The organism is Acidobacteriota bacterium (assembly GCA_016196065.1).
Taxonomy (GTDB): Bacteria; Acidobacteriota; Terriglobia; order Terriglobales; family Acidobacteriaceae; genus Acidiflorens.
In genome coordinates this window covers 24,794-45,246 of sequence record JACPYL010000010.1, presented here as the reverse complement: position 1 = coordinate 45,246, position 20,453 = coordinate 24,794, and the positions used below count along the sequence as shown (strand labels likewise).

The 20,453-nt window shown below is 57.5% G+C and carries 15 protein-coding genes and 1 tRNA gene; 3 read left to right on the top strand and 13 right to left on the bottom strand.

Going from position 1 to position 20,453, the window contains the following annotated elements; all coding sequences use genetic code 11:
* The first annotated feature begins 57 nt into the window (after positions 1-57).
* Positions 58-132: transfer RNA gene (locus tag HY010_03690), tRNA-Glu, on the top strand.
* A gap of 26 nt (positions 133-158) precedes the next feature.
* Here HY010_03690 and HY010_03685 read toward each other — a convergent pair.
* The 8 genes from HY010_03685 to HY010_03650 all read right to left on the bottom strand — a co-directional run bounded on the left by HY010_03685 (position 159) and on the right by HY010_03650 (position 11,457).
* On the bottom strand, positions 159-2,255 hold the full coding sequence (locus HY010_03685; protein ID MBI3474807.1) for a PQQ-binding-like beta-propeller repeat protein: 2,097 nt from the start codon (positions 2,253-2,255) through the stop codon (positions 159-161).
* Between the two features lie 34 nt (positions 2,256-2,289).
* A complete protein-coding gene (locus tag HY010_03680; GenBank protein MBI3474806.1) occupies positions 2,290-3,558 on the bottom strand; it encodes an MFS transporter in 1,269 nt (422 codons plus the stop codon).
* 32 nt (positions 3,559-3,590) lie between these two features.
* A complete protein-coding gene (locus tag HY010_03675; GenBank protein ID MBI3474805.1) occupies positions 3,591-4,511 on the bottom strand; it encodes an ROK family protein in 921 nt (306 codons plus the stop codon).
* A gap of 135 nt (positions 4,512-4,646) precedes the next feature.
* Positions 4,647-6,005, bottom strand: a complete 1,359-nt coding sequence (locus HY010_03670; protein MBI3474804.1) for a Gfo/Idh/MocA family oxidoreductase — start codon at positions 6,003-6,005, stop codon at positions 4,647-4,649.
* Between the two features lie 31 nt (positions 6,006-6,036).
* Positions 6,037-6,699: a DUF1080 domain-containing protein gene (locus HY010_03665; GenBank protein MBI3474803.1), complete on the bottom strand. Its 663-nt coding sequence runs from the start codon at positions 6,697-6,699 to the stop codon at positions 6,037-6,039.
* A gap of 28 nt (positions 6,700-6,727) precedes the next feature.
* Complete coding sequence (locus HY010_03660; protein ID MBI3474802.1) at positions 6,728-7,804, bottom strand: SIS domain-containing protein; 1,077 nt, start codon at positions 7,802-7,804, stop codon at positions 6,728-6,730.
* Positions 7,805-7,922: 118 nt separating this feature from the next.
* Positions 7,923-9,440 (bottom strand): serine/threonine protein kinase, encoded by a 1,518-nt coding sequence (locus HY010_03655; GenBank protein MBI3474801.1) that lies wholly within the window; start codon positions 9,438-9,440, stop codon positions 7,923-7,925.
* Between the two features lie 142 nt (positions 9,441-9,582).
* Entirely contained in the window at positions 9,583-11,457 is a 1,875-nt protein-coding gene (locus tag HY010_03650; protein ID MBI3474800.1) for a winged helix-turn-helix domain-containing protein, read from the bottom strand.
* 366 nt (positions 11,458-11,823) lie between these two features.
* Here HY010_03650 and HY010_03645 point away from each other — a divergent pair, with 366 nt between their 5' ends.
* Together HY010_03645 and HY010_03640 are read left to right on the top strand one after the other, a co-directional pair.
* Entirely contained in the window at positions 11,824-12,501 is a 678-nt protein-coding gene (locus tag HY010_03645) for a sigma-70 family RNA polymerase sigma factor (GenBank protein ID MBI3474799.1), read from the top strand.
* Between the two features lie 149 nt (positions 12,502-12,650).
* A complete protein-coding gene (locus HY010_03640) occupies positions 12,651-14,225 on the top strand; it encodes a hypothetical protein (GenBank protein ID MBI3474798.1) in 1,575 nt (524 codons plus the stop codon).
* Positions 14,226-14,247: 22 nt separating this feature from the next.
* On the opposite strand, the gene HY010_03635 is transcribed toward HY010_03640, so the two are convergent.
* From HY010_03635 to HY010_03615, 5 genes are all read right to left on the bottom strand, one after another.
* Entirely contained in the window at positions 14,248-15,738 is a 1,491-nt protein-coding gene (locus tag HY010_03635; GenBank protein MBI3474797.1) for a twin-arginine translocation signal domain-containing protein, read from the bottom strand.
* A 170-nt stretch (positions 15,739-15,908) separates the two neighbouring features.
* Positions 15,909-16,805 carry a sugar phosphate isomerase/epimerase gene (locus tag HY010_03630; protein ID MBI3474796.1) on the bottom strand — a complete coding sequence of 299 codons (897 nt, stop codon included), beginning with the start codon at positions 16,803-16,805 and terminating at the stop codon, positions 15,909-15,911.
* Positions 16,806-16,807: 2 nt separating this feature from the next.
* Positions 16,808-18,493: a GMC family oxidoreductase gene (locus HY010_03625; protein MBI3474795.1), complete on the bottom strand. Its 1,686-nt coding sequence runs from the start codon at positions 18,491-18,493 to the stop codon at positions 16,808-16,810.
* A 2-nt stretch (positions 18,494-18,495) separates the two neighbouring features.
* The gene (locus tag HY010_03620; protein ID MBI3474794.1) at positions 18,496-19,098 is read right to left on the bottom strand and encodes a gluconate 2-dehydrogenase subunit 3 family protein; all 603 of its coding nucleotides are present in this window, start codon (positions 19,096-19,098) and stop codon (positions 18,496-18,498) included.
* A gap of 92 nt (positions 19,099-19,190) precedes the next feature.
* Complete coding sequence (locus HY010_03615; GenBank protein ID MBI3474793.1) at positions 19,191-20,432, bottom strand: ABC transporter permease; 1,242 nt, start codon at positions 20,430-20,432, stop codon at positions 19,191-19,193.
* Positions 20,433-20,453: the final 21 nt, after the last annotated feature.

The following is a 20,453-nucleotide window of genomic DNA, read 5'->3' as shown; positions in this document are numbered from 1 at the left end:
CTGCGGCCACGGCTGAGCCCGGCCAGCTTTGTTATAATCACCTTCTGTCGTGGCCGGGGCGCTATCGTCTAGGGGTTAGGACGGAAGATTCTCAATCTTCAAACCCGGGTTCGATTCCCGGTAGCGCTACCAAATACCAACGCTTACCCCCGCCACCGCTACTTCTGTTCTTCTTCCCCTAACGCAAATGCCACGTACATCCCTCCGCTTGGATCCGTGGGTCGGCCTTTTCCGCCAGTGGCGTGCACAACTACAAACTGGCGTCCGTCTACTTCGTATGTAACCGGAGTGGCGTTGCCGGACATCGGCAGTGTCGTCTCCCACAGCAAGTTTCCGGTGGTCTTATCGAAGGCGCGAAATTTTCGATCGAAGTTGGTGGCTGCGATAAAGACCAGGCCGCCCGCAGTCACGATGGGGCCGCCGTAGTTCTCTGTCCCGGTGTCTTTGACGCCCTTGGCAGCCAACTCTGGATATTCTCCCAAGGGGATTTTCCATGCGTATTCGCCGGTGTTGACGTTGATCGCATTCAGCGTTCCCCATGGCGGGACGACTGCCGGGTAGCCATCGGGATCGAGGAACTTGTGGTATCCCGTGAACCGGTACTTTGCGGACGGGTCTACATCTCCGTCGACTTCGATTTCCTTGCTCCTTCCCGTTATGACGTAGTCGACGAGCGCGCTCACGTCTGCGGGAAGTAATGACGGAAATCCGGGCATTCGACCAGAGCCTTCCCGGACGATCTTCGCGACCTCTTCTTCACTTCGCTTCTGTCCGATGTTCACGAGTGAAGGCAATTGGGGAGGCGCGCCTGTGCGATCATCGCCGTGGCAACTGGCACAGTTGCGAAGGTAAAGTTGCCGTCCTGACTTGCCAGCCTCATTCTCCACAAGGCTCGACGTCCACGGGAGATCGTTGGCGTTTACATACAACAACCCGGTCGAGGGATCATAGGCAGATCCACCCCACTCGGCGCCGCCGTCAAATCCGGGGAAGATGACCGTGTCCTGGCCGACGCGGAACGGCACGAACTGTCCAGCGCTGTGCAGAGTGCGAAAGCGCTCGACCGCCCATTGATGCGCTTCCGGCGTGCGCGTGGTCAGCATGTCTTCGCTCAACAATTGGCGCGCGAATGGAGCGGGCTTGGCAGGCAGCACCTGGGTCTTGGCCGCCACCTCGCCGGGAGTAGAACTCGCCGGAGCGGATTGCGATTCCATCGGATAGAGCGGTGCACCAGTCTGCCGATCAAATAGAAATAACGACCCGTGTTTCGTGGTCTGCGCTAGGGCGTCGATGCGATTGCCATTTTGGTCGACCGTGACCAATGTCGGCGGCGATGGAAAGTCGCGATCCCACAAGTCGTGCTTCACAGCCTGATAGTGCCAGATGCGTTTTCCGGTCGCGGCATCGAGCGCCAGCAGCGTGTTTGCGAACAGGTTGTCGCCAACGCGATCCGCACCGTAGAAATCGGTGGCCGCCGATCCGGTTGGCACATAGACGATGCCGCGCTCCTGATCGAGCGCCATACCGGTCCAATTATTAGCGGATCCCGAGTAGGTCCATGCCTCTTTCGGCCACGTTTCGTATCCAAGTTCGCCGGGATGCGGAATGGTGTGAAAACTCCAGCGCAATTTCCCCGTGCGCACATCGTAAGCACGGATATCGCCGGGCGGCGAAGGGAGCGCCTCGGGATTGCGCCCGCCCACGATCAGCAGGTCTTTAAAAACGATGCCGGGGCTCGTGAGTACGATCGATTGCTTGGAGGGATCGCGTCCCAATTCTTCTCGAAGGTCGATTCGCCCTGCAACCCCAAATGTGGGGATCGGCTTACCTGTTGCGGGATCGAGCGCATAGACCCAGCTTTGCACTGCGGCAAACATGCGCTTGGTCTTTCCATCCGACCAGAACGTCAGGCCGCGATTAGGTCCGTCACCTTCCACTCCGGAGTCAAACTTCCATAGCAATTTTCCGGACGCACCATCGAGCGCGACCACGTGATGTTTCGGAGTGACGCCATACAGAATGCCGTCGATGACGATCGGTTGGGTCTGCGAGTCTCCACGCCCTTCGGCGGCGTCCCATGTCCACGCGACTCGCAGGCGCGCGACGTTCGAGCGATTGATTTGGGTGAGCGGCGAGTAACGCTGGCCGGAGGAACCACCGCCATACACGGGCCAATCCTTGCCAGGCTCCGCGCCCCAGCTAAGCGCCGAGACAAGAACGATCGCTGCGAACCATTTTCCAGTTGTGATTGTCATTCTCATTTCTGACTTGTATCAGATCCCTGCGTTGTCACTCCGACGGATTTTGCGCTGCCTTCTTCCTATCAATCGTGGCGTTGGCGATGAGCGGGTTGGCCCAAAAGCCGACACTGAGAACAATGGCAAAGGTGAAGTAGAGAAACGCCATGCCGCTGCGGAGGCCGACGTGATCTCCGATGCGCCCGACAATGAGCGGGACAACGGCGCCGCCGATTCCCATCCCCGTGCCGAGGATTCCAGCGAATGATCCGTGGTATTCAGCAACGGAATTTAACGCCAGCGAAATCACAATCGGCCACATGACCGACGCGAACAGGCCTATGGATGGAAAAGCGATGACGGAGATCCGTGCGGGTCCAAACAATGCCAGCGTCAGGCAGCACAACGCGCCGATGGAAATACCGATTAGAACTCTTCGGCTGTCGTAGATCTTGAGCAGCAACATTCCTACCAGACAGCCTGCCGTCATCAACCCCCAGAACCAGGAGACGGCTGCGGCGCCGGTCGTGTGCGGATCAAAGCCGTGATACTGCGACAGGAACTTTGAAATCCAGTCAGCAGTTCCCTGCTCGCAGCCCACATAGGCCAGCATCGCGATGAAGTACATCCAGACGACTTTCTTGCGCATGAGGTGGCGATACATGTCAAAGGATCCAGCGCGTTCCTCCGCGGTGTGCTGGACTTCTGGAAATTTTGAGGCACCCAAAACCGCCATCATTACGAGCGTGGCAGCGGCGAAGATCCAGTAGATGGAAGCCCAGGGAAGTTCAGCTGGCGTGAGTCGCCCTAGTAGATGCAAGAACGCATTCTGGTCCGGAGTACGATGAGTGAGGTTCACGACCAGATAGGAATAGATCCACGGGCTGAGAAAGGAAGCGCTGCCAAATACAAATTGTGCCAGCGATGAGTAGAAAGCGTAGTTTTCTTCGCCCCCGGAGACGCGCAGTACGGGATTGATGGCGACCTGCAACACGGCCATGCTGGCGCCGATCACAAAATACGAACCCATCGCCACGCGATACTGCGGAAAGAGAGCGAAGCTGAGCGATCCCGCGAGAGCGGCAGCAAAGGCACAGATCATCACTGGTTTTTCGGTGAAGCGCTCCATCAGGAAGCCGGCAGGGATGGACATCACTCCGAACGCGATGAAGAAGGCGAATGCCAGAAAGGCAGCGGCGGTCAGGCTCAGGCTGAAGCTGGTAATGATGTCGGGCACGATCGGCCCGAGAATGTTGGTCAACAGTGAGATCACGAAAAACGTGATCATGATCAGAGCGACCATGGTGCGGTTTCTTGTCATAGGAAATCTGGCCGTCAAACTTCGGGAGGATACTACACTTCTTGCGCAAACCTGTGATGCCAGACGCGGGCGGCTCCAATCAGGTTCGCATCGTCTCCAAGTGAGGCGAGGGCAAGAACTGTCTTTTCATAGGGAACAAAGCGGCAACCCCGGCAGATAGTTCGGCGAATCTCCTCGAGAAACAGGATGGCACACTTGGCCACGCTACCTCCCAGGACAATCATGTCAGGGGTAAATAGATTGATCAGATTAGCCAGTCCCAGTCCAAGATAGTGGCCTTCGCGTTGCACAACGCGGAGAGCGGAGGGATCCCCAGCGAGCGCCAGTTCACAGATTTGTTTTCCGCTAATGTTCTGCCGACGCTTGTCGTCAGTAGCCTGGAACCACGCGACCATCGCTGGACCCGCCGCAAGGGCTTCCCAACATCCGTGGAAGCCACAGGAACACAGCGGTCCCGAGGGATCAATTACCTGATGGCCGACTTCAGGGTGCGCGCCATCGACGCCGCGATAGAGTTTGCCATCGAGGACAATGCCCCCGCCGATCCCGGTCCCGATTGTGACGTAAATGAGGCGGGACTGCCCCTTCCCCGCTCCCCATCCTGCTTCGCCCAGGGCACCCGCATCGCCATCATTTTCGATGGCGACCTGCACGCCGAAGGCTTGGGCCAGATCCTTCACCAGGTTTTTGTGCCGCCAATCCGGAAGGAAATCGACTTCGCCATATTCTCCGGTCAGCGGATCGACGGGCCCGGTTGATCCTATGCCGATGCCGGCAATATTCGTGCCCGCTTGCTTTGCGGTTTCGCGCAGCATGCTGGCAGTACGCTCAAGGCCAACGGCATAGGTGGAATCGGAGCCAGTGGGTGCGTCCATCTTGGCCAGGACGACACCATTCGCGTCGACGATGCCGACCGAGAGTTTCGTGCCACCGATATCAACGGCGCCAATCATGGATGGGGAGGTCCAGGTGACGATTGAATAAACTAAGAGTGATTAGGGTTAACGGTGTGAGCGACGATGGGAGCGCTATACCAACGATACTGGGAGGGCAGACGCTTGTAAACAGCGTCTGCCCTCCAGCTTAGCTTAGCCTTTTATCGTTCTGCTGGCTTCGTCCCAGGTCACGGCCTGTTTACGAATATACGATTCGTTAGCCATGTGGCAGGCGAGAGCAGCGTGATGACCGAAGACTGCATCTTCAACGACCGGCTTGCGGGAACGCACGGCTTCGAAGAAGTTCCAAAGGTGCGGGTGCATGTCGTCGTAGTCTGGTCCTTTGTAGGTGATCGTCTCTGGCATCGGTTCGTGGCCGAGTTTCGGAGTGTTCTCCGCGCGCCACTTCTTCTCGTACGCATCGCGCATCGCATGCGGGAAGCCGCCAGCGTAGTAGCTGGGAGCGGTGTCGATGCCGGCTTGCGGAGTAAAGCTGAGACCGAACTCGCCCATCTCCAGAATGCCTTTCGAACCCTGGAAGCGGTAGGTCTCGGGCATTTCCGTGCCCAGGCTCAAGCGCATGTAGACGGGAATTTCGCCGTACTGGTAGAGGCTGGCATGGACGTCAGGCATATTGCGACCGTCTTTCCAGCGCAGTATTCCACCCATCGCCATCGCGCGTTCCGGCGCCTTGTTCCAGTTGAGAACGAACATCATGCCGCTGACCAGATGAACGAGCAGATCGCCTGCGACGCCGGTTCCGTACTCTTTCCAGCAGCGCCAGCGCGCGAAGATTTCAGGATTGAACGCCCGCTTTGGAACCGTGCCTTGCCAGGTATCCCAGTCCAGGTTTTGCGGTGAAAGATCCATGGGCGGCGGATATTCCCATGCGCCGGTCGGATCGTTGCGGCCGAGCCAACCTTCGACCATCATCAGGTCGCCGAGCATGCCCTGATCGACAATCTCCTTGGCCTTTTTGCAGATCAGCGAACTGACGCGTTGCGAGCCAATCTGCACGATGCGATTGTTTTTCTTCGCGGCCTCCGCCATATCAACGCCTTCGGCGGCGGTGTGCGACATCGGCTTCTCGCAGTAAATGTCTTTTCCCGCAGAGACAGTGTCGATCACAACTTGCTTGTGCCAGTGATCCGGAACGGCAGCTACGATGCAGTCGATGTTCTTGTCTTCGAGCAGTTCGTGATAGTGGCGTGTTGCCGGCAAATCGGCTTTGCCGGTGATTTCGCGAGCTAATGTGTGGCGCCCATCGTAAAGATCGCAGGCGCGCACGCACTCGATTCCGGGCAATTCAATGGACTGGGCGAGCAGGCCGCATCCCTGCATGCCGATGCCGATGATTCCAAAGCGCAGCCGATCACTGGCAGCAACAGCACGAGTGGATGCGAAAAGAGGTTCGGGTTCAAGCAGGATCGCGTTCGCAGCCAGCGAGACACCCGCGGCTGCGGCACTAAGTCCTAGGAACTTGCGGCGTGATAGAGAATCTTTGTTCGTCATGAAGCCTCCTGGGGCGTGAGTTGTCAGGCTGCTACTTTGTCAATTTCTTGATGGCGACTGACTTGAAGAACACGACGTCGGTGTCGCTGTGATTTTGCAATCCCATGTAGCCTTCCAGAGGCCGCGGGCCAAGTTGAGGCTCAAAGGGGAACTTCCGAGCCGGGACCGGATCGCCTTCCTTGTAGTCGGTCACTTTGACACCGTTCAGCACAACAACGGTATGCGGGCCGTCCAGAGTGATCTCCATCGTGTTCCACTCCGGACCAGGCTTGCCGGGCTTGGCCAGCGGCTTGGTCAACGAATAGAGAGTGCCGGTAATGTGATAGTCGTCTTCGTTGGATTTCTCCGGTTCGTTGTCGATTTGCACTTCGTAGCCGTAGTGCACGGGCATCCATTCTTCGCGGGGTTCGAGCGGAATGCGGATGAAGACACCAGAATTGCTGTTGTGGTCACGCATCCGGTATTCCACATGGATGACGCAATTGCCTAACTTGCCTCCCGTCCAGTAGAGCAGGCCCATGCCGCCTTCGCTCTTGATCAGTCCGTCTTCTACCCGGTGACTGCCGGGGCCGACGTGCTTCCACCCGGTCAAATCTTTTCCGTTGAATAATTGCTGCCACTCTCCCGCTTGCGCTTGCAAAGCGAGGGGCACAAACAAAAGAAGCGTACACAGACCAAGTTGAAACCGACTCATATTTTTTCCTCCGGCGATATTCTAGTCCTTATTTCGCATCCTTCGGCGCACTGACTTCTGCGGGCAACAATCCGAATTCATCTTCCACGACATAAGAGCAGAGGCGGAACGAGTCGGAATCCACTCCAGCCAATCGCGCCAATCGTTCAGCAGCAAGCTGGGCAGGGATCGCATCGACTATAAACTGCCAATCTGGCGGCATCTGCGGGATTTGAAAAACCAGATCGGCCGCGTCCGCTGGCAGATTCTGGCCCACCAGCAGGACTGGCGCGCCAAGTTTCTTCAGGTCGCGCGCGACCGCCAAGTCTGCCTCACGCATGCGATGGCCGTCGATCCAGAGTGCAAAGCGGGTCGTCTTGGTGAAGATCTCCTGCGGGCCGTGGCGGAAACTGCTCGCGCTCATGGCGGTGGCGGGTGATTTCGCGCCTTCTTCCCAGAGTAGACGAGCCTCATGGGCTGTGCCGAGACTGCATCCGCGTGCCAGAAAATAGACTGTGGCGCCGGGCGAGAGCCATGCGGTGTTCTCTATTTGCCGCTGCCAGCCGGGGATATCGCGCTCCGTCTGCGCAATTCCGGATTTGATGGCATCCGCCAGCCCAGCACTGAATTGATCGACCGTGGCTGCTGCCAGTGCCCCCACGGCGGTCGCGAGCGTGGAGTAAGTGTTCACCGAGATCGCGTGGTCAGGCTCGGCAGGAATGACGAGCGGGATCTGCGCCTGGGCGGCAAGGGGTCCCTCTGCTGCGTTGGTCACGCCGATCACGGGGATCGCAGCTTCCCTGGCCTTTGCCAGCAAGCTCACGATCTCCGTGGTGCGTCCGCTGCGGGAGATCGCAACAACTACCGAATCGCGGGGAAACTCCGCGCCGTACAACAACTCTGCGACGTCGCGCAGATACACCGGACACCTTCCGCGATAAAACAATGGCGCTGCGGCCAGCGCCGCGTGCCAACTGCTACCGATGCCGGTTAGAAAGACGTGGCGAGCGCCGCGTACCACGGTTGCGGCTTGCTGTAGTGTGGCGTTTCCGGGACCTGACAAGTGATCAACCGCTCGTTGTAGTTCGAGTGGCTGGCGAAGGATGTCACGCAGAAAGTGGGTCATATTGCATACCGCAGGCGAGGAGCGGTAGCCGATCCCCTTCTTGGAAACCGGTAATGAAACCGGTTTCGTTTCGCACACCCTTGTAAGCGGCGCGAGCCGCTGTTGTCAAGAGAGCTGCTTAACGTCCGACAAAATGCTCGAGGGCCTCGAGGTCGGCCGTGGTGCGGTCATAGTATTTCTGCGCCTTAGCGAGATCATTGTGCTCGGCGGCGTCCTGAGCGCGCGAGAGGTTGATCTTCATACTCTCCTCGCGCTCGGCCATATCGCCGCGCAGTCCGTATCCGGCAGCAGCCTGCTGCTGCTTGAGACGATCGAGGCTGGCATTGACAGAGGCAGCACGGGCGGCGAGATGGTCGATCTCGTCGCGAAGCTCGTCCAGTTGCTTCGCGGTCGTGTCTTCGCTTCCCTGCTTGGAGTGCATCTTGCCACCACCTTTGGCAAGGACGACAGGGGCCTCTGGCACTGGGTTTTCCACGACGGGTGCAGGGGCGGGTTCAACCGGAGCGGGCGCCGGGGCCGCGACGGCTTTTTGCGCCTGATCGTCGGCCTTCCCCCGTTTAGGGAGGTAGATTCCGGCAAATACCAAGCCCGCAAGTACGATAAGCGCTCCGAGCGTCATGTACAGGCCACGGTGACTGGCCGGGGCTGGAGGCGGAATTGGAATGCTTGGAGTCGCTGCCACTTGCGTTCCGGCGGGCACCGCAGCCGCGAAAGAGGCAATCTGGCTCACCGAAGTCGCAGGCGATGCCGGGCGGCCCATGGTCGCGGTCGCATCCCCCGTCGGAGCGAACGCAGGCGCCTGGACGTCCGCCACAGCAGACGTTCCCCGCACATTGTTCAGTGCGTTGCGAAATGCGGTTGCCGTCTGGAAGCGCCGGGCTGGTTCTTTAGCGATTGCGATCAAGATGATCTGATTCAGCGCAGGCGGAAGTTCCGGTTGAAACTCCACCGGGGGCCGGGGCACTTCGTTCACGTGCGCCGCCATAATCGAATAGTCGCTGCCGGAATTAAACGGCTTCTTGCCAGTCACCATCTCGTACAGACAGACGCCGACGGAATAAATATCGGAGCGCGGATCGGTGGCCTCGCCTTTCACCTGTTCTGGCGACATGTAATTCACGGTGCCCAGACTTGTCCCAGCCTGGGTGAGCGTGCGATCCGAATCCGAGCGGGCGATCCCGAAATCCATCACCTTCACGAGCCCCTGCGGAGTGAGCATCATGTTGCCGGGCTTGATATCGCGATGGATGACGTTATGCTCATGCGCGTAGCCGAGCGCGTTCAAAACCTGATCGATGTAATTGATCGCGTCGGCAACCGAAATCGGCGCGCCCGACAGGTGAGTCGCCATCGACACGCCTTCGACGTACTCCATGATCATCACCAACTGGTTTTCGTTGGTGAAGGCGGTGCGCAGCTGCGCGATGTTGGGATGGTTCAGGCTGGCCAGAAGCTTGATTTCGCGAAGAAAACGAGCAGCGAGTTCCTGGCGTCCAGCCAAGTCGGGCAACAGGATCTTCATGGCCTCGATACGGTCCGAAATCGTGTTGCGGACCTTGTATACCCGGCCCATTCCGCCTGCGCCTAGCTCAGAAAGAATTTCGTAGTCGCCAATTCGCTTGATTTCTTCGGTCACGTGGAACTCCTGGGAAGTCGGCTGGGGATGCCGCTTTTAGGACAGAAAACTAAGGCGGAAATTATCCCTCGGGCCGGGGGGTGGGTCAAGAGGATAGGTGGGCCCGTCGGCCCCAAAATGGCCAAATCAGCACGCCGGGACACTATTTCGGAGCCCCGACCTGCTTAACAAGCGCTCGAAATCGTGAATCACCATGCAGCGCGGCAAAACGATGGCTTTGCCCAATTGAGATTAAGTCGCCCACATCCTTCTCGTTGGCCTTTCCCAGCCAGTAAACTGCCTCACCCTTTTGGCCTAGCCCGGAATAAATCGTTGCCAAGTCCAGTGCGGCTCGCGATCGTTCCGGCCAAAGCTGCTTGAGGTCACGAATCGCTAGTTCCGCGTTGCCGCGATCTCCTGCCACGGCATAGGCATATCCAAGAAGACCGTGCATCTCCGACGATTCGCCGCCCAATTGCAGTGCGAGCTTATACTCGCGGATCGCCTCGGGATAGATTTTCTTGTCTTCGTACCACATGCCAAGTACGGCATGGGTTACGGCGGAGTTGGGATCAATCTCCAAAGTCTTCTTCGCCCGGTCGAAAGCTTTGTCGTACTCTCCGTTTTCCTGCAAGATTTTTGCCAGGTTCGCGCCGACAACTGGCGACAACGGATCCAGTTCCACGGCTTTTTCGGCCTCGGCAAGTGCCTCCGGCTTTCGGCCCATAAAGGACAGGTACATGGAATACCAGTGGTGCGCCGGCGCATAGCCGGGATTGAGTTGAAGAGCACGCTTGAATTCTTTCTCGGCGCCAGTCCAGTCCCTGTCGAAGCGGTACAGCAATTCCCCCAGGGAGTTGTGCGCTTCAGCAAGTCCGCTGTCCAGATCGAGCGCTTTTTGCAACGCTTCCCGCGCCAGGCGAGGGTTATCGGCGAGCTGGGCGATGTCCGCGAGGCCGGTATACGGGGGAGCATAGTTCGGATCCTTTTCGATCGCCTGCTGAAAGAACGATTGCGCTTTCTCGTTACTATTCCGCTTGTTAAAGAAGAAACGTCCTTTCAGGTAGTCTTCGTACGCTTCGGGATCAACCGCTTTCGTGCTTCTCAGTGCTGCTTGTTCGTTGGGGGTCAATTCAATCCGGATCTGGTCGGCGATCGCACTCGCCACCTGTTTTTGCAGCGACAAAGTGTTGCGCAAGTCGCCCTGGTAGCTCTCAGCCCACAGATGCTTGTCAGTAGACGCTTGGATAAGCTGCGCTGTAATCCGAACCTGGTTGCCCGAATGAAGGACAGTACCCTCGACGATAGCGTCTACATTCAGCTCTCGCGCGATCACGGGCAAGGGCCGTCGCGCCCCTTTGTAAGGCATCACCGAAGTACGGGAGATCACTCGCAGGGCGCTGATCTGGGCCAAGTCGGTGATGAGTTCATCGGTCATTCCATCGGCAAAATAATCCTGCGTATCGCCGGAAAGATTTTCCAGCGGAAGGACAGCCAGTGATCGAATGGGGCTCGACAAAGCATTCGTTGCGGAACGGTCGCGCCAACGCATGATCGCGACCGCGAGGAGAGCCAATAGAACGAGTGCGACTCCGATGAACTTCCAATTCAGTTTGGGGGAAGAGGTTTGCGGTGTAGCTGGCGCAGCGACCCCGGCATCATTCCGCGGGGAGTCTTCGCCGGGCTTTCCGGCGTCCCCGTGCAGCACGGAAACTTCAGCGAGAAATCGGTAGCCGCGGCGGGGAATGGTCTCGATAAAGCGGGGATTGTCGGCGGAGTCACCGAGAGCACCCCGTAGTTTCGCGATCGCGACGTTGACGGCCTGATCGAAGTCCCCGAAACTTTCTTCCGGCCAAACGCGGGAGCGTAATTCCTCCCGAGTAACAACCTCTCCGGGATGCTCCAACAATATTTCCAGAAGTTTGAGGGGTTGCTGCTGGACCTTGATTCTGACGCCGCCTTTACGCAACTCGCCAGCATGCGGATCGACTTCGTAGGTCCCAAATCGCAAGACCGAAGTGCTCCGCCACTTTTCCATTGCGCTCCTCGCGTCGGCTGGCAGTCTAGCACGATTCAACCCGACCGATTCAGGGGATATGTCTTGTCTTAATTTTATGAAAATAAATCGCTTAGCTGGAAAGGCACAGACTATTCGCAAAAAAGTCGGGGTGAATTGACCCTTTGCTTCCAGCCGCGTCATATAGCGAATATGCCAGACGATCCACCAACGCCGTGGTATTGGGAGGGGCATGGGACGGTGCTCGGGAAGGCACCGGGGGCGACACCCGTTCTCGATAGCCTGAAACTTGGCCATCGATCAACCCATGCTCCTCGAAGGGGAGAGGACTCGCATCGGGTACACATTCAGGATTTGATCCCGGGCGGGTAGCACACTGAGGCTCATATGGAATCTGCCGTGCTTGAAGAAACTAGATCATCAACTCGCGATCACTTTGATCCAGATCTGCAACTGGTCGAGTCAACCAGGAACGGCGACATAGCCGCATTTGAAGAGTTAGTGCGGCGATATGACTGCAGGCTCCTGAGAATTGCCCAGCAAGTAACCAACAATCTGGAAGACGCGCAAGAAGCCGTGCAGGAAACATTCCTCAAGGTGTTTCAAAAACTCGATCAATTTCAGGGGAACTCGAAATTCTCAACTTGGCTGATCCGCATTGCGCTGAATGAATCGATCATGAAGATACGGAGGCAGCGCTACAAATACGAAATCCCACTGGAATACGAGAGTCAAGATGGGGAACACACTCCGATGGATGTCGCGGACTGGTCTCCCAACCCGGAGCAACTTTACAGCCGTGCGGAACTGCAGGAGATTCTCCGCAAAGCCTTAGGCGGACTACTGCCCGCGATTCGCATCACTTTTGTGCTTCGCGACATCGAGGGCCTGTCGATCAAAGAAACTGCATCGGTTCTAGGCATCGAACAGACTGCGGTGAAATCCCGCCTGTTACGCGCGCGACTCCAGCTCCGCGAAAAGCTGAGCAAGCATTTCAAGCTGCCACCGACTACCCAACCGGACGGGGGCTGGCCTTGGAGGGTTTCGACGTCGCCCCTGGACTAGTTTCGCGCACCATTCCGACGGTGCACATCAACTCGCGAATTGCATGAGTTCCACCCCTCCTTCCTTTCCTTTCCTTTTGTTTCGATTATGATCTATTATCTTCGTTAGCAAACAGTCGCCATTCAATACTTGCTGTGCGAGGAGCGGAAATGAATCGACGCAGGTTCTTGCAGTCTGCTGCCGCCACTGGAATCACTGCTGGCTTGTGCCAGGCCACCGCCAACGCTTACACGCCGGAACACAACTGGGACAAGTACGATTGGGGATCGGGGCCTGCGGTGCCGGACCGGCTGTATCAAGGCCCGTTCCCGCAGTATGGTCCAGCAGCGGTTGTGCCTGAGAGCGAGGTCTGGATGGTCACTTCGCCATCCAAGGACATCGTCAGCAATTACGGCATGGGCCTTGTCGTCTATGCTTCCGACGACACAGGACCGCTTCACGTCGCCGGACAAACGCTGGAACGCACGCTTGAGGACCTGATCAAGCTGCCCTTCGCTCAGAAGATTTACATCCGTCCAAACTGGCGCGATGTCCAGAAGCAATCAGGCCGCCTCGACTTCTCGGAATCATGGAAGATCACGTTCGATCTTGCCCGCCGCTATAACAAGCGCATCGGATTCCGAGTGCAGTTGGAGAACCCTGACGTCCCTGAGCCGGGGATGCCGGATTTTCTTATCAACAAGGTTCCCTACGTCAAACTCAAAGGGGAGTGGAAGGGCAACCCTGCGGAGATGCGATACAAAAAAGACAATCGCGTACCGCAATACGATCACCCCGCGTATCAAGCAGCGTTTCGCGAATTGAATGGACTGTTGGCCGCTGAATTCAACGGTCACCCGCTGGTCGAGTTCATGGACACGATGATGTACGGATTTTGGGGCGAAGGGCACACTTGGCCCTACGAGGGCAATCCTTTCGCCAGCCCGTTGGTTGCGGAGCAGACTTGGGCCTCTATGTTTGAGACGCAACTCGAGCACTGGACCAAAGTTCCGCTGGCTACGAACACCCAGCCCGACTTCAGTAATGTTGGCAACTCCGACCTAGTCGATCGCACGCTGCGCACCGGCAACTGGCTGCGCACCGACACTATTTTCATTGAGAACACGCAAATCGAAGCACTGTCCTACCGCCCTCCCTGGGCCGCTGCAATCTGTGAAGTTGGTTTCACTACCGGCGATCCCAAGGAATTACAGATTGACGAAGACGGAATTACTTACAACGAGCAGATCATCTCCCACGCAGCCGACGTCGGTGTGAACTACCTGTCGCTTTGGAGTTGGCACAACCAGACTGTCGGCAACATCTTGAGCTACTACGACAAGTTCCCTGGGCCGATCGATGAAATGGCTCGCCAAATCGGCTATCGGGTTCGGCCGTCGTTCATTTGGACGTTCAAGCGTGACGGAGTTGCCGGACTCGTGCTCGGGCTCGCGAACGACGGCATCTCACCCGTGCCGGGAGTGCTTCGCCTCAGCGTGTTCAGCGAGGATGGCAAGATCAATGTTTCCGGTTGCGTTGACGCTGGGTATCCGAAGCCGACTGGCGTTCATCAAGCGATGCTGATGCTGCCCGCGGGCGTTCGACCGGAAGGGTTGCGGTTGAAAGCCGAACTCGAGGTCAAGGGCGTACGTTATCCGCTGCGCTGGGCATGCCGGCAGAAGGTCAATGCGGATGGCTCGCTCACCCTGCGCCACAATTACAACCCGGAGCAGCCGCTCGTGTAGAACGCGTTCGATTGCGCATCCCTTAGCTGGATAGCTTCAGTTCGCGAATTGCGTCTCCCGCGCCGCTCAGGTTGGCGAGCCGCATCTCGGAATACTTGCGCGACAAGATCACGCCGGGCGCACCCGCGCTGAGGGCCGCCGTCACGGCATCCTTCACGCTTTGCCGCGTGCGCTTGCTGTTAGGAGCCTCAGTCGGGATGTCCACATCAAGGCCGGCCCATATCTGAGTTTTCGTGCCGGCAACTCCCGCCAGTGCCCGCTTTGTTTCCTGCGTGACGTAGTCGGCCGACAGCCCTGTATACGGAATCTGGTCGTAGCCACGTTCCTTGAAGCCCATGACCTCGTTGTTAAACTCCGTGAATTGCTGTTTCGTGAGGTCCCCGAAGAGGGTTGAGCCGAGGTTGTCAACGTAAAGTGCCATTCGCTCGCCGCCGCAGTTGTTGTACATCACGACTTTGATGAAGTCGGAATACTTTGAGAGTTCCTGCCAGTCCTGTTCCGCGCGGTATATGGGATTGAAGGAAGTGTTGTGCCATATGTGCCAACCCACCGGAACCGCCGGCTTGGCCGTCTTTACAGTCTTGTAGAGTGCGGCATAGGTCTCACGTAGGCTATCGGTGAAGAGCATCTCCCAGGCAGCAAGTTCGGGATAGCGCAATAGAATCCGCCAGAATTGCACGTAATAACCGTCCGACGGACGTTTGCCGCTGCGTGCCGCGCGAACAAATTTTTCCAATTCCAGAAACCCCTGCTTCGCGCGTTCGGGATTGATGCCACGTTCTTTCGCTTTCTTCTGACAAAATTCGCAGAAGCAAGTTACGTTTCCTGGATCAATGGGCGGTGTGTCGTGGGTGGCGCCCAGGCTGTCCGAAAGCGCACCCTGCCGCTCGGATCCCCACATGATCCCATCGATGTCGTAGGAGCGCGCGAAGTCCTCGACCAGGCCCGTAAAGAAATTCAGGTAGTCGGGATTATTCACGCACAGCGTCTCCATATTCCGCCCGTACAGATCCCGCTCCTGCACTTTGTCGATGTTCGGCAGATCGGGGCGAAATACGTCTTCCATCCAGCAGATGACCTTCAGCCCTCGCTTTTTCGCGGCCGGAAGCACTTCGGCCAGGATGTCGAGGTCGCCGTGGTCGGGCGCGTGAGCGGGCTTTATTACAGTGTTCTTGTAATACTGCGGATGAGGCGTAGCGAAATTCCCGCCATGATAGTTGAGGTCGTATTCCTGCTTGCCGTGATCGGGCAGCGGGTATCCCGGAATCTGCCTTCCGGCGATGCCGCGGCCGTAGGTAAACACCGCAAGAAACAGGGTGTTCACGCAGGCGCGTTCCTGAAGGATATCCAGCACCCTCTCGGTGCCTTCATCGATGAACGAAATTGCTCCCACCTGGATGCCGATCATCTTGGATGAAACAGCACTCTGCGCCAGGTTTGGCACGGCCAGCGCCGCGCTAGTTGCAGCGGCGATCTTAAGGAATTCGCGGCGATTCACATCCAATTTCGACATGGATTACTCCTCTTGCGACGTTAGGACCGGCAACGGGCTTCTCTCTAACAACCTCGCTGAATGAAAATGATCGCGTTAAAGGAAGTCCGTCTGGCGCGTTTCCGGATGCCGACGAGACACGACAAGCCGCGTCTCGTCAGATGGATTGATCGAAGTGCGCTAAGCCGCAATTATGCCCATCGCAGTTTATCCAGGTAGTCGTGGCTGGCCTTGATCTCTTCGAAGGCCGCGCCCTTCGGGTAGTCGTCTTCGACGAAGTAATGCTTGATCCCGGCTTCTTTAGAGTGCTCGAAAATCTTTGCCCAGTTGATGACACCGTTGCCGACCGAGGTCATCTCCGGGAAGACTTTTTCAAAATCGACCGGCTGGCCGGGCGTCACTACGGGTGGCACGACTTTTACGTCTTTCACGTGAACCATCGGGAACCGGCCCGGGTACTTCTTGAAATAGGCCATCGGATCCTGCCGGGCGATGGTCATCCAGCACAGATCCATTTCCATCTGGACAAGCTTCGGATCCGTCTCTTCGAGGATGATGTCGTAAGCGTACTTGCCGTGAACCTGGATGAATTCGAAATGGTGGTTGTGATAGGCGAACTGAAGTCCGGCTTTTTTGCAGGCCTCACCGCAGCGGTTGAAGATTTCGGCGGAGCGCTTCCATCCGTCGGGGTCTTTGCGGACATCGTCGTCGATCCAGGGCATCACGATGTATTTGTGGCCGATGACTTTGCTGTCTTCGATTACCTTCGGAAAGCGGTCGACGGCCAGGCTCTTGTAGTCGACGTGGACAGCGGGAGCGGTGACGCCGTTCTTGTCGAGCAGGGCGCGCACCTGCTGGGGCGTGTGATCGAAATATCCAGCGAACTCGAATTCCTTGTATCCGATGGCCGCGACCTTGGCGAGCGTACCTTCGAAGTCGGTTTTCATCTGCTCGCGCACGGTGTAGAGCTGTATACCGATTTTCTCGACGCGGTTGGAACCAGCGGCCCATGTCAGGCGGGGCGCAAGAAGAGCAGCCGCTGCCAGGCTCCCCACAAAAGTGCGACGATCCCAATTCTGGCGATTCATATCTAGAGTTCTCCTTTTTTCATGGAGGCTACCGCGAAATCACACGCTCGCGCGGTCAAAGCCATATAGGTCAGAGACGGATTCACGCATGACGACGACGCCATACATGCGCCGTCCGTTACAAACAGATTCTTCGCGTCGTGTGCCTGGTTGTTGGCATTCAGCACCGACGTTTTGGGATCGCGTCCCATGCGCGCCGTTCCCATCTCGTGGATGGTGAGGCCAGGCGGGTTGTCTTCCACGAAGGGCATGATGTCGCGGGCGCCTGCGGCGGCCAGCATTTCCGCAGCGGCGATCGACATGTCCTTGAGCAGGGCGCGCTCGTTGTCGCTCCACGCGCAGGCAATTTTCAAAGCAGGAATACCCCACTCGTCTTTCACTTCCTTATCGAGTTCGGCAACGTTATCGGGATTAGGCAGGCATTCGCCAAAGCCATAAAAATCCATCATCCATGGACCGGGGTGTGTCAGTGTGTGCTTGAATTCGGGCCCGAAACCTGCAAGATCGCTGCCGCGTTCCCACGACTGGCGATAACCTCCACCCTGAAAGCCGTATCCGCGCAGGAAATTCGGGTGCTTGGTCTTCACGTTGCGGAACCGGGGTACGTAGATGCCATTAGGACGCCGGCCGTTCGAAATCTTATCTTCATTGCCGGGGATGCGTCCGGTCGCTCCGCCGCCCATGGTGTGGTCCATGAGATTGCGCCCAAGCTGGCCGCTGGAATTGGCGAGTCCGGTGGGAAATTCCGGGGTCGTGGAATTCAGCAGGATGCGGGTGGACTCCAGCGTCGAAGCGTTCAGGAAAACAATCCGTCCATGGAATTCAAGTGCAGCCTTGGATTGGCCATCGATCACCCGGACGCCAGTCACTTTGCGAGTCGCGGAATCGTAGATCAGGCTGTGCACAACGCTATGGGGACGGATGGTGAGCTTGCCTGTGGCAAGCGCGGCGGGCAGCGTGGAATTCAGGCTACTGAAATACGACTTCGTGATGCAGCCGTGGTCACACGGTCCGCAATAGTGACAGGCAGCACGCCCGCGATGGGGGCGTGTGAGCACCGCGCTGCGGCCGATCGTCATCATGCGTTCGCCGGGAAAGTATTTTGCAATGGCGTCCTTGACGAGGAGTTCGCTGCACGACATTTCCATCGGAGGAAGAAATTTCCCATCGGGAAGCTGCGGGAGTCCTTCCGCCTGGCCGCTAATGCCGGCGAAATCTTCGACGTGGTCGTACCACGGAGCGATGTCCTGATATCGAATGGGCCAGTCAACAGCGATTCCTTCGCGCTGGTTGGCCTCGAAATCAAGGTCACTCCAGCGATAGGACTGGCGTCCCCAGATAATGGAACGCCCTCCAACCTGGCGGCCGCGGATCCACAGGAAAGGCTTGTTGGCCGCCGTGGTGTAGGGATTCTGCTGGTCGTTGACGAAGAACTTGCTGTTCACCTCGTCGAGCGCGCCGCACTTCTGCTGAACGGGTTGCTCCCGGTTGAAGCGATTGCGGTCCCCCATATCACGAAACTTCTTCTGCCAGACGGGGACATGCTCGACGTAGTCTTTATTGGGCTCGATGGGTCGCCCCGCTTCGAGGACCAACGTTTCCAGGCCCTTCTCGGTGAGTTCCTTGGCTGCCCAGCCTCCAGTGATACCGGAGCCGATCACGATGGCGTCGTACGTTTTCACCGGCATGCTTATTTCGCAGCCTCCTCTTCTTCTGGCAACGGAGCACACTGTGAATGCTGCGAAGGGATGATCTCGTAATGTAGAGCTTGTTTGGCGCCGTCTTCCGATGTGAAGTACCCCATCAGCGTCAATTGCTTCATCGCATAAAAGAAGGAATTCTCGGCCACGGCGCGAGTGCGGCGGCGGCGCGCGGCATGAAGTTGCCCCTGGCGCAATTCGGTGAGTTCCTCATCGAAGACGGTCATCAAGTGCTTTTGCTGCGGGATCGGGCAGTCGACAAAATCCTTGCCGTACAAATCGTGGGATTTCACGTCCACGTCGGCGAGGCCATCGAGAAATTTTTTGCGGTCTTCGTCGTCATACCATTCGGACAGAATCAGGTCGATGAACTCGTTAACTCGAACTGCCTTTGCGCCCGGAGTATCTGTTTGCGGAATGATCCACTCGGCAATCGTCGTCACGGTGGCATCCTGATGCGAATTCAGAGTTTTCAGGGCTGGAGTTATGGGAAGGCCTTTGTGGACCTGCTGAAAAAGCGCAAACACTTCCCTGGGAAGCAAAGGCAAGGCTGCTGTCCCCATGAGAAGCCGGATGACTTCACGTCGCTGCATCGATTTTCTTCGACCCCGCAGAGAGGTTAGCCTAGCGCCGCGTGCGCGTCAATCATACAAGCGGTTAGGTAGTGCATGAGCGGGCCTCGCTCTCATTCGTGCCGCAAAGCTTCAATGGGATCGAGCCGGGACGCACGGATTGCAGGGATCGTTCCGCTTACCAGCCCGACGACTCCAAGGATGATGGTCGCGACGATCAAAGTGACCGGATCGATCAACAAGCGTATGTCGCCGGCTTCGGCGTGCTTCGCCAGGGCGCTGTACAACGTAAGGCGCCCAACGGAAATGGAGATGGTGTAGGCGAGAAGAATTCCCAGGACTCCGCCGAAGAAGCTGATGGCGAGGGCCTCGGCGAGAAACTGCATGAAAATATCGCGCCGGCGGGAACCCAGCGCTTTTTCCACGCCAATTTCGCGCGTACGCTGCGTTACCGAGACCAGCATGATATTCATCAGGCCAACGCCGCCAATGCCGAGCGTAAGCGTGCCGATGAACGCCAGCAAAACTTTCAGGCCCATGGTGATGATCTGGAACTGGTGGACCTGTTCCATCAGGTTGAACACCAGCACTGCACGCCGATCCCCGACATCGAACTTGTGCTGCTGCGCAATCACGCCCCGGACGGCGCGCTCCAGGCCTGTGTAGTCATTCACTTCATAGGTGATCCAGATTGCTCCGATGTAGTGGGTATCGGTCAGGTCGCCAACGGAGGTGAACGGGACGTAGATAATGCGGTTAATGTCGTTATCGCCTTCCTGCATTTTGGGCTGCAAGACTCCAATCACTTCAAAGCTGAGGCCATTGATGCGGATGCGTTCGCCAAGAGCGTTGCGTCCAGAAAAGAGTTTTTCTTTCGCCTCGGAACCAATGACGGCGACACGGGCACGTTGCATCTGGTCCTCGAGATTGTAAAAACGGCCTTGCGCAACATCGAGCACACGGATCTGGGCAACCGTGGGGTAACTGCCCGACACATTGAAGTTAAAGGTGCGGGTGTCGTACTGAACGCTGAAGTCCCTGCCTACATCCGGGGTGATGCGAGTGATCTGCGGGACATTGGAGCTGAGCAGCTCCACATCTTCCATCGTGAAGCGCAACTTCGCGCCCGCTTTTTCGCCCCCGGCCTGCATGGACGTGCGGCCCGGAACGATGATCATTGTCTTGGTGCCAAAGGTGGCGAAGATGTTCTCGCAGGCCTTGGCAAATCCATTGCCATAAGCGAGCAGTAGCACAACCGTGGCGATACCCCAGGCCATACCCAGCATGGTCAACGCAGTGCGGCGCTGGTTATGGCGCAACGCATTCCAGGCTTCGCTGACGACATCACGGGTCATAGATCTATTCTTACCTCTGTC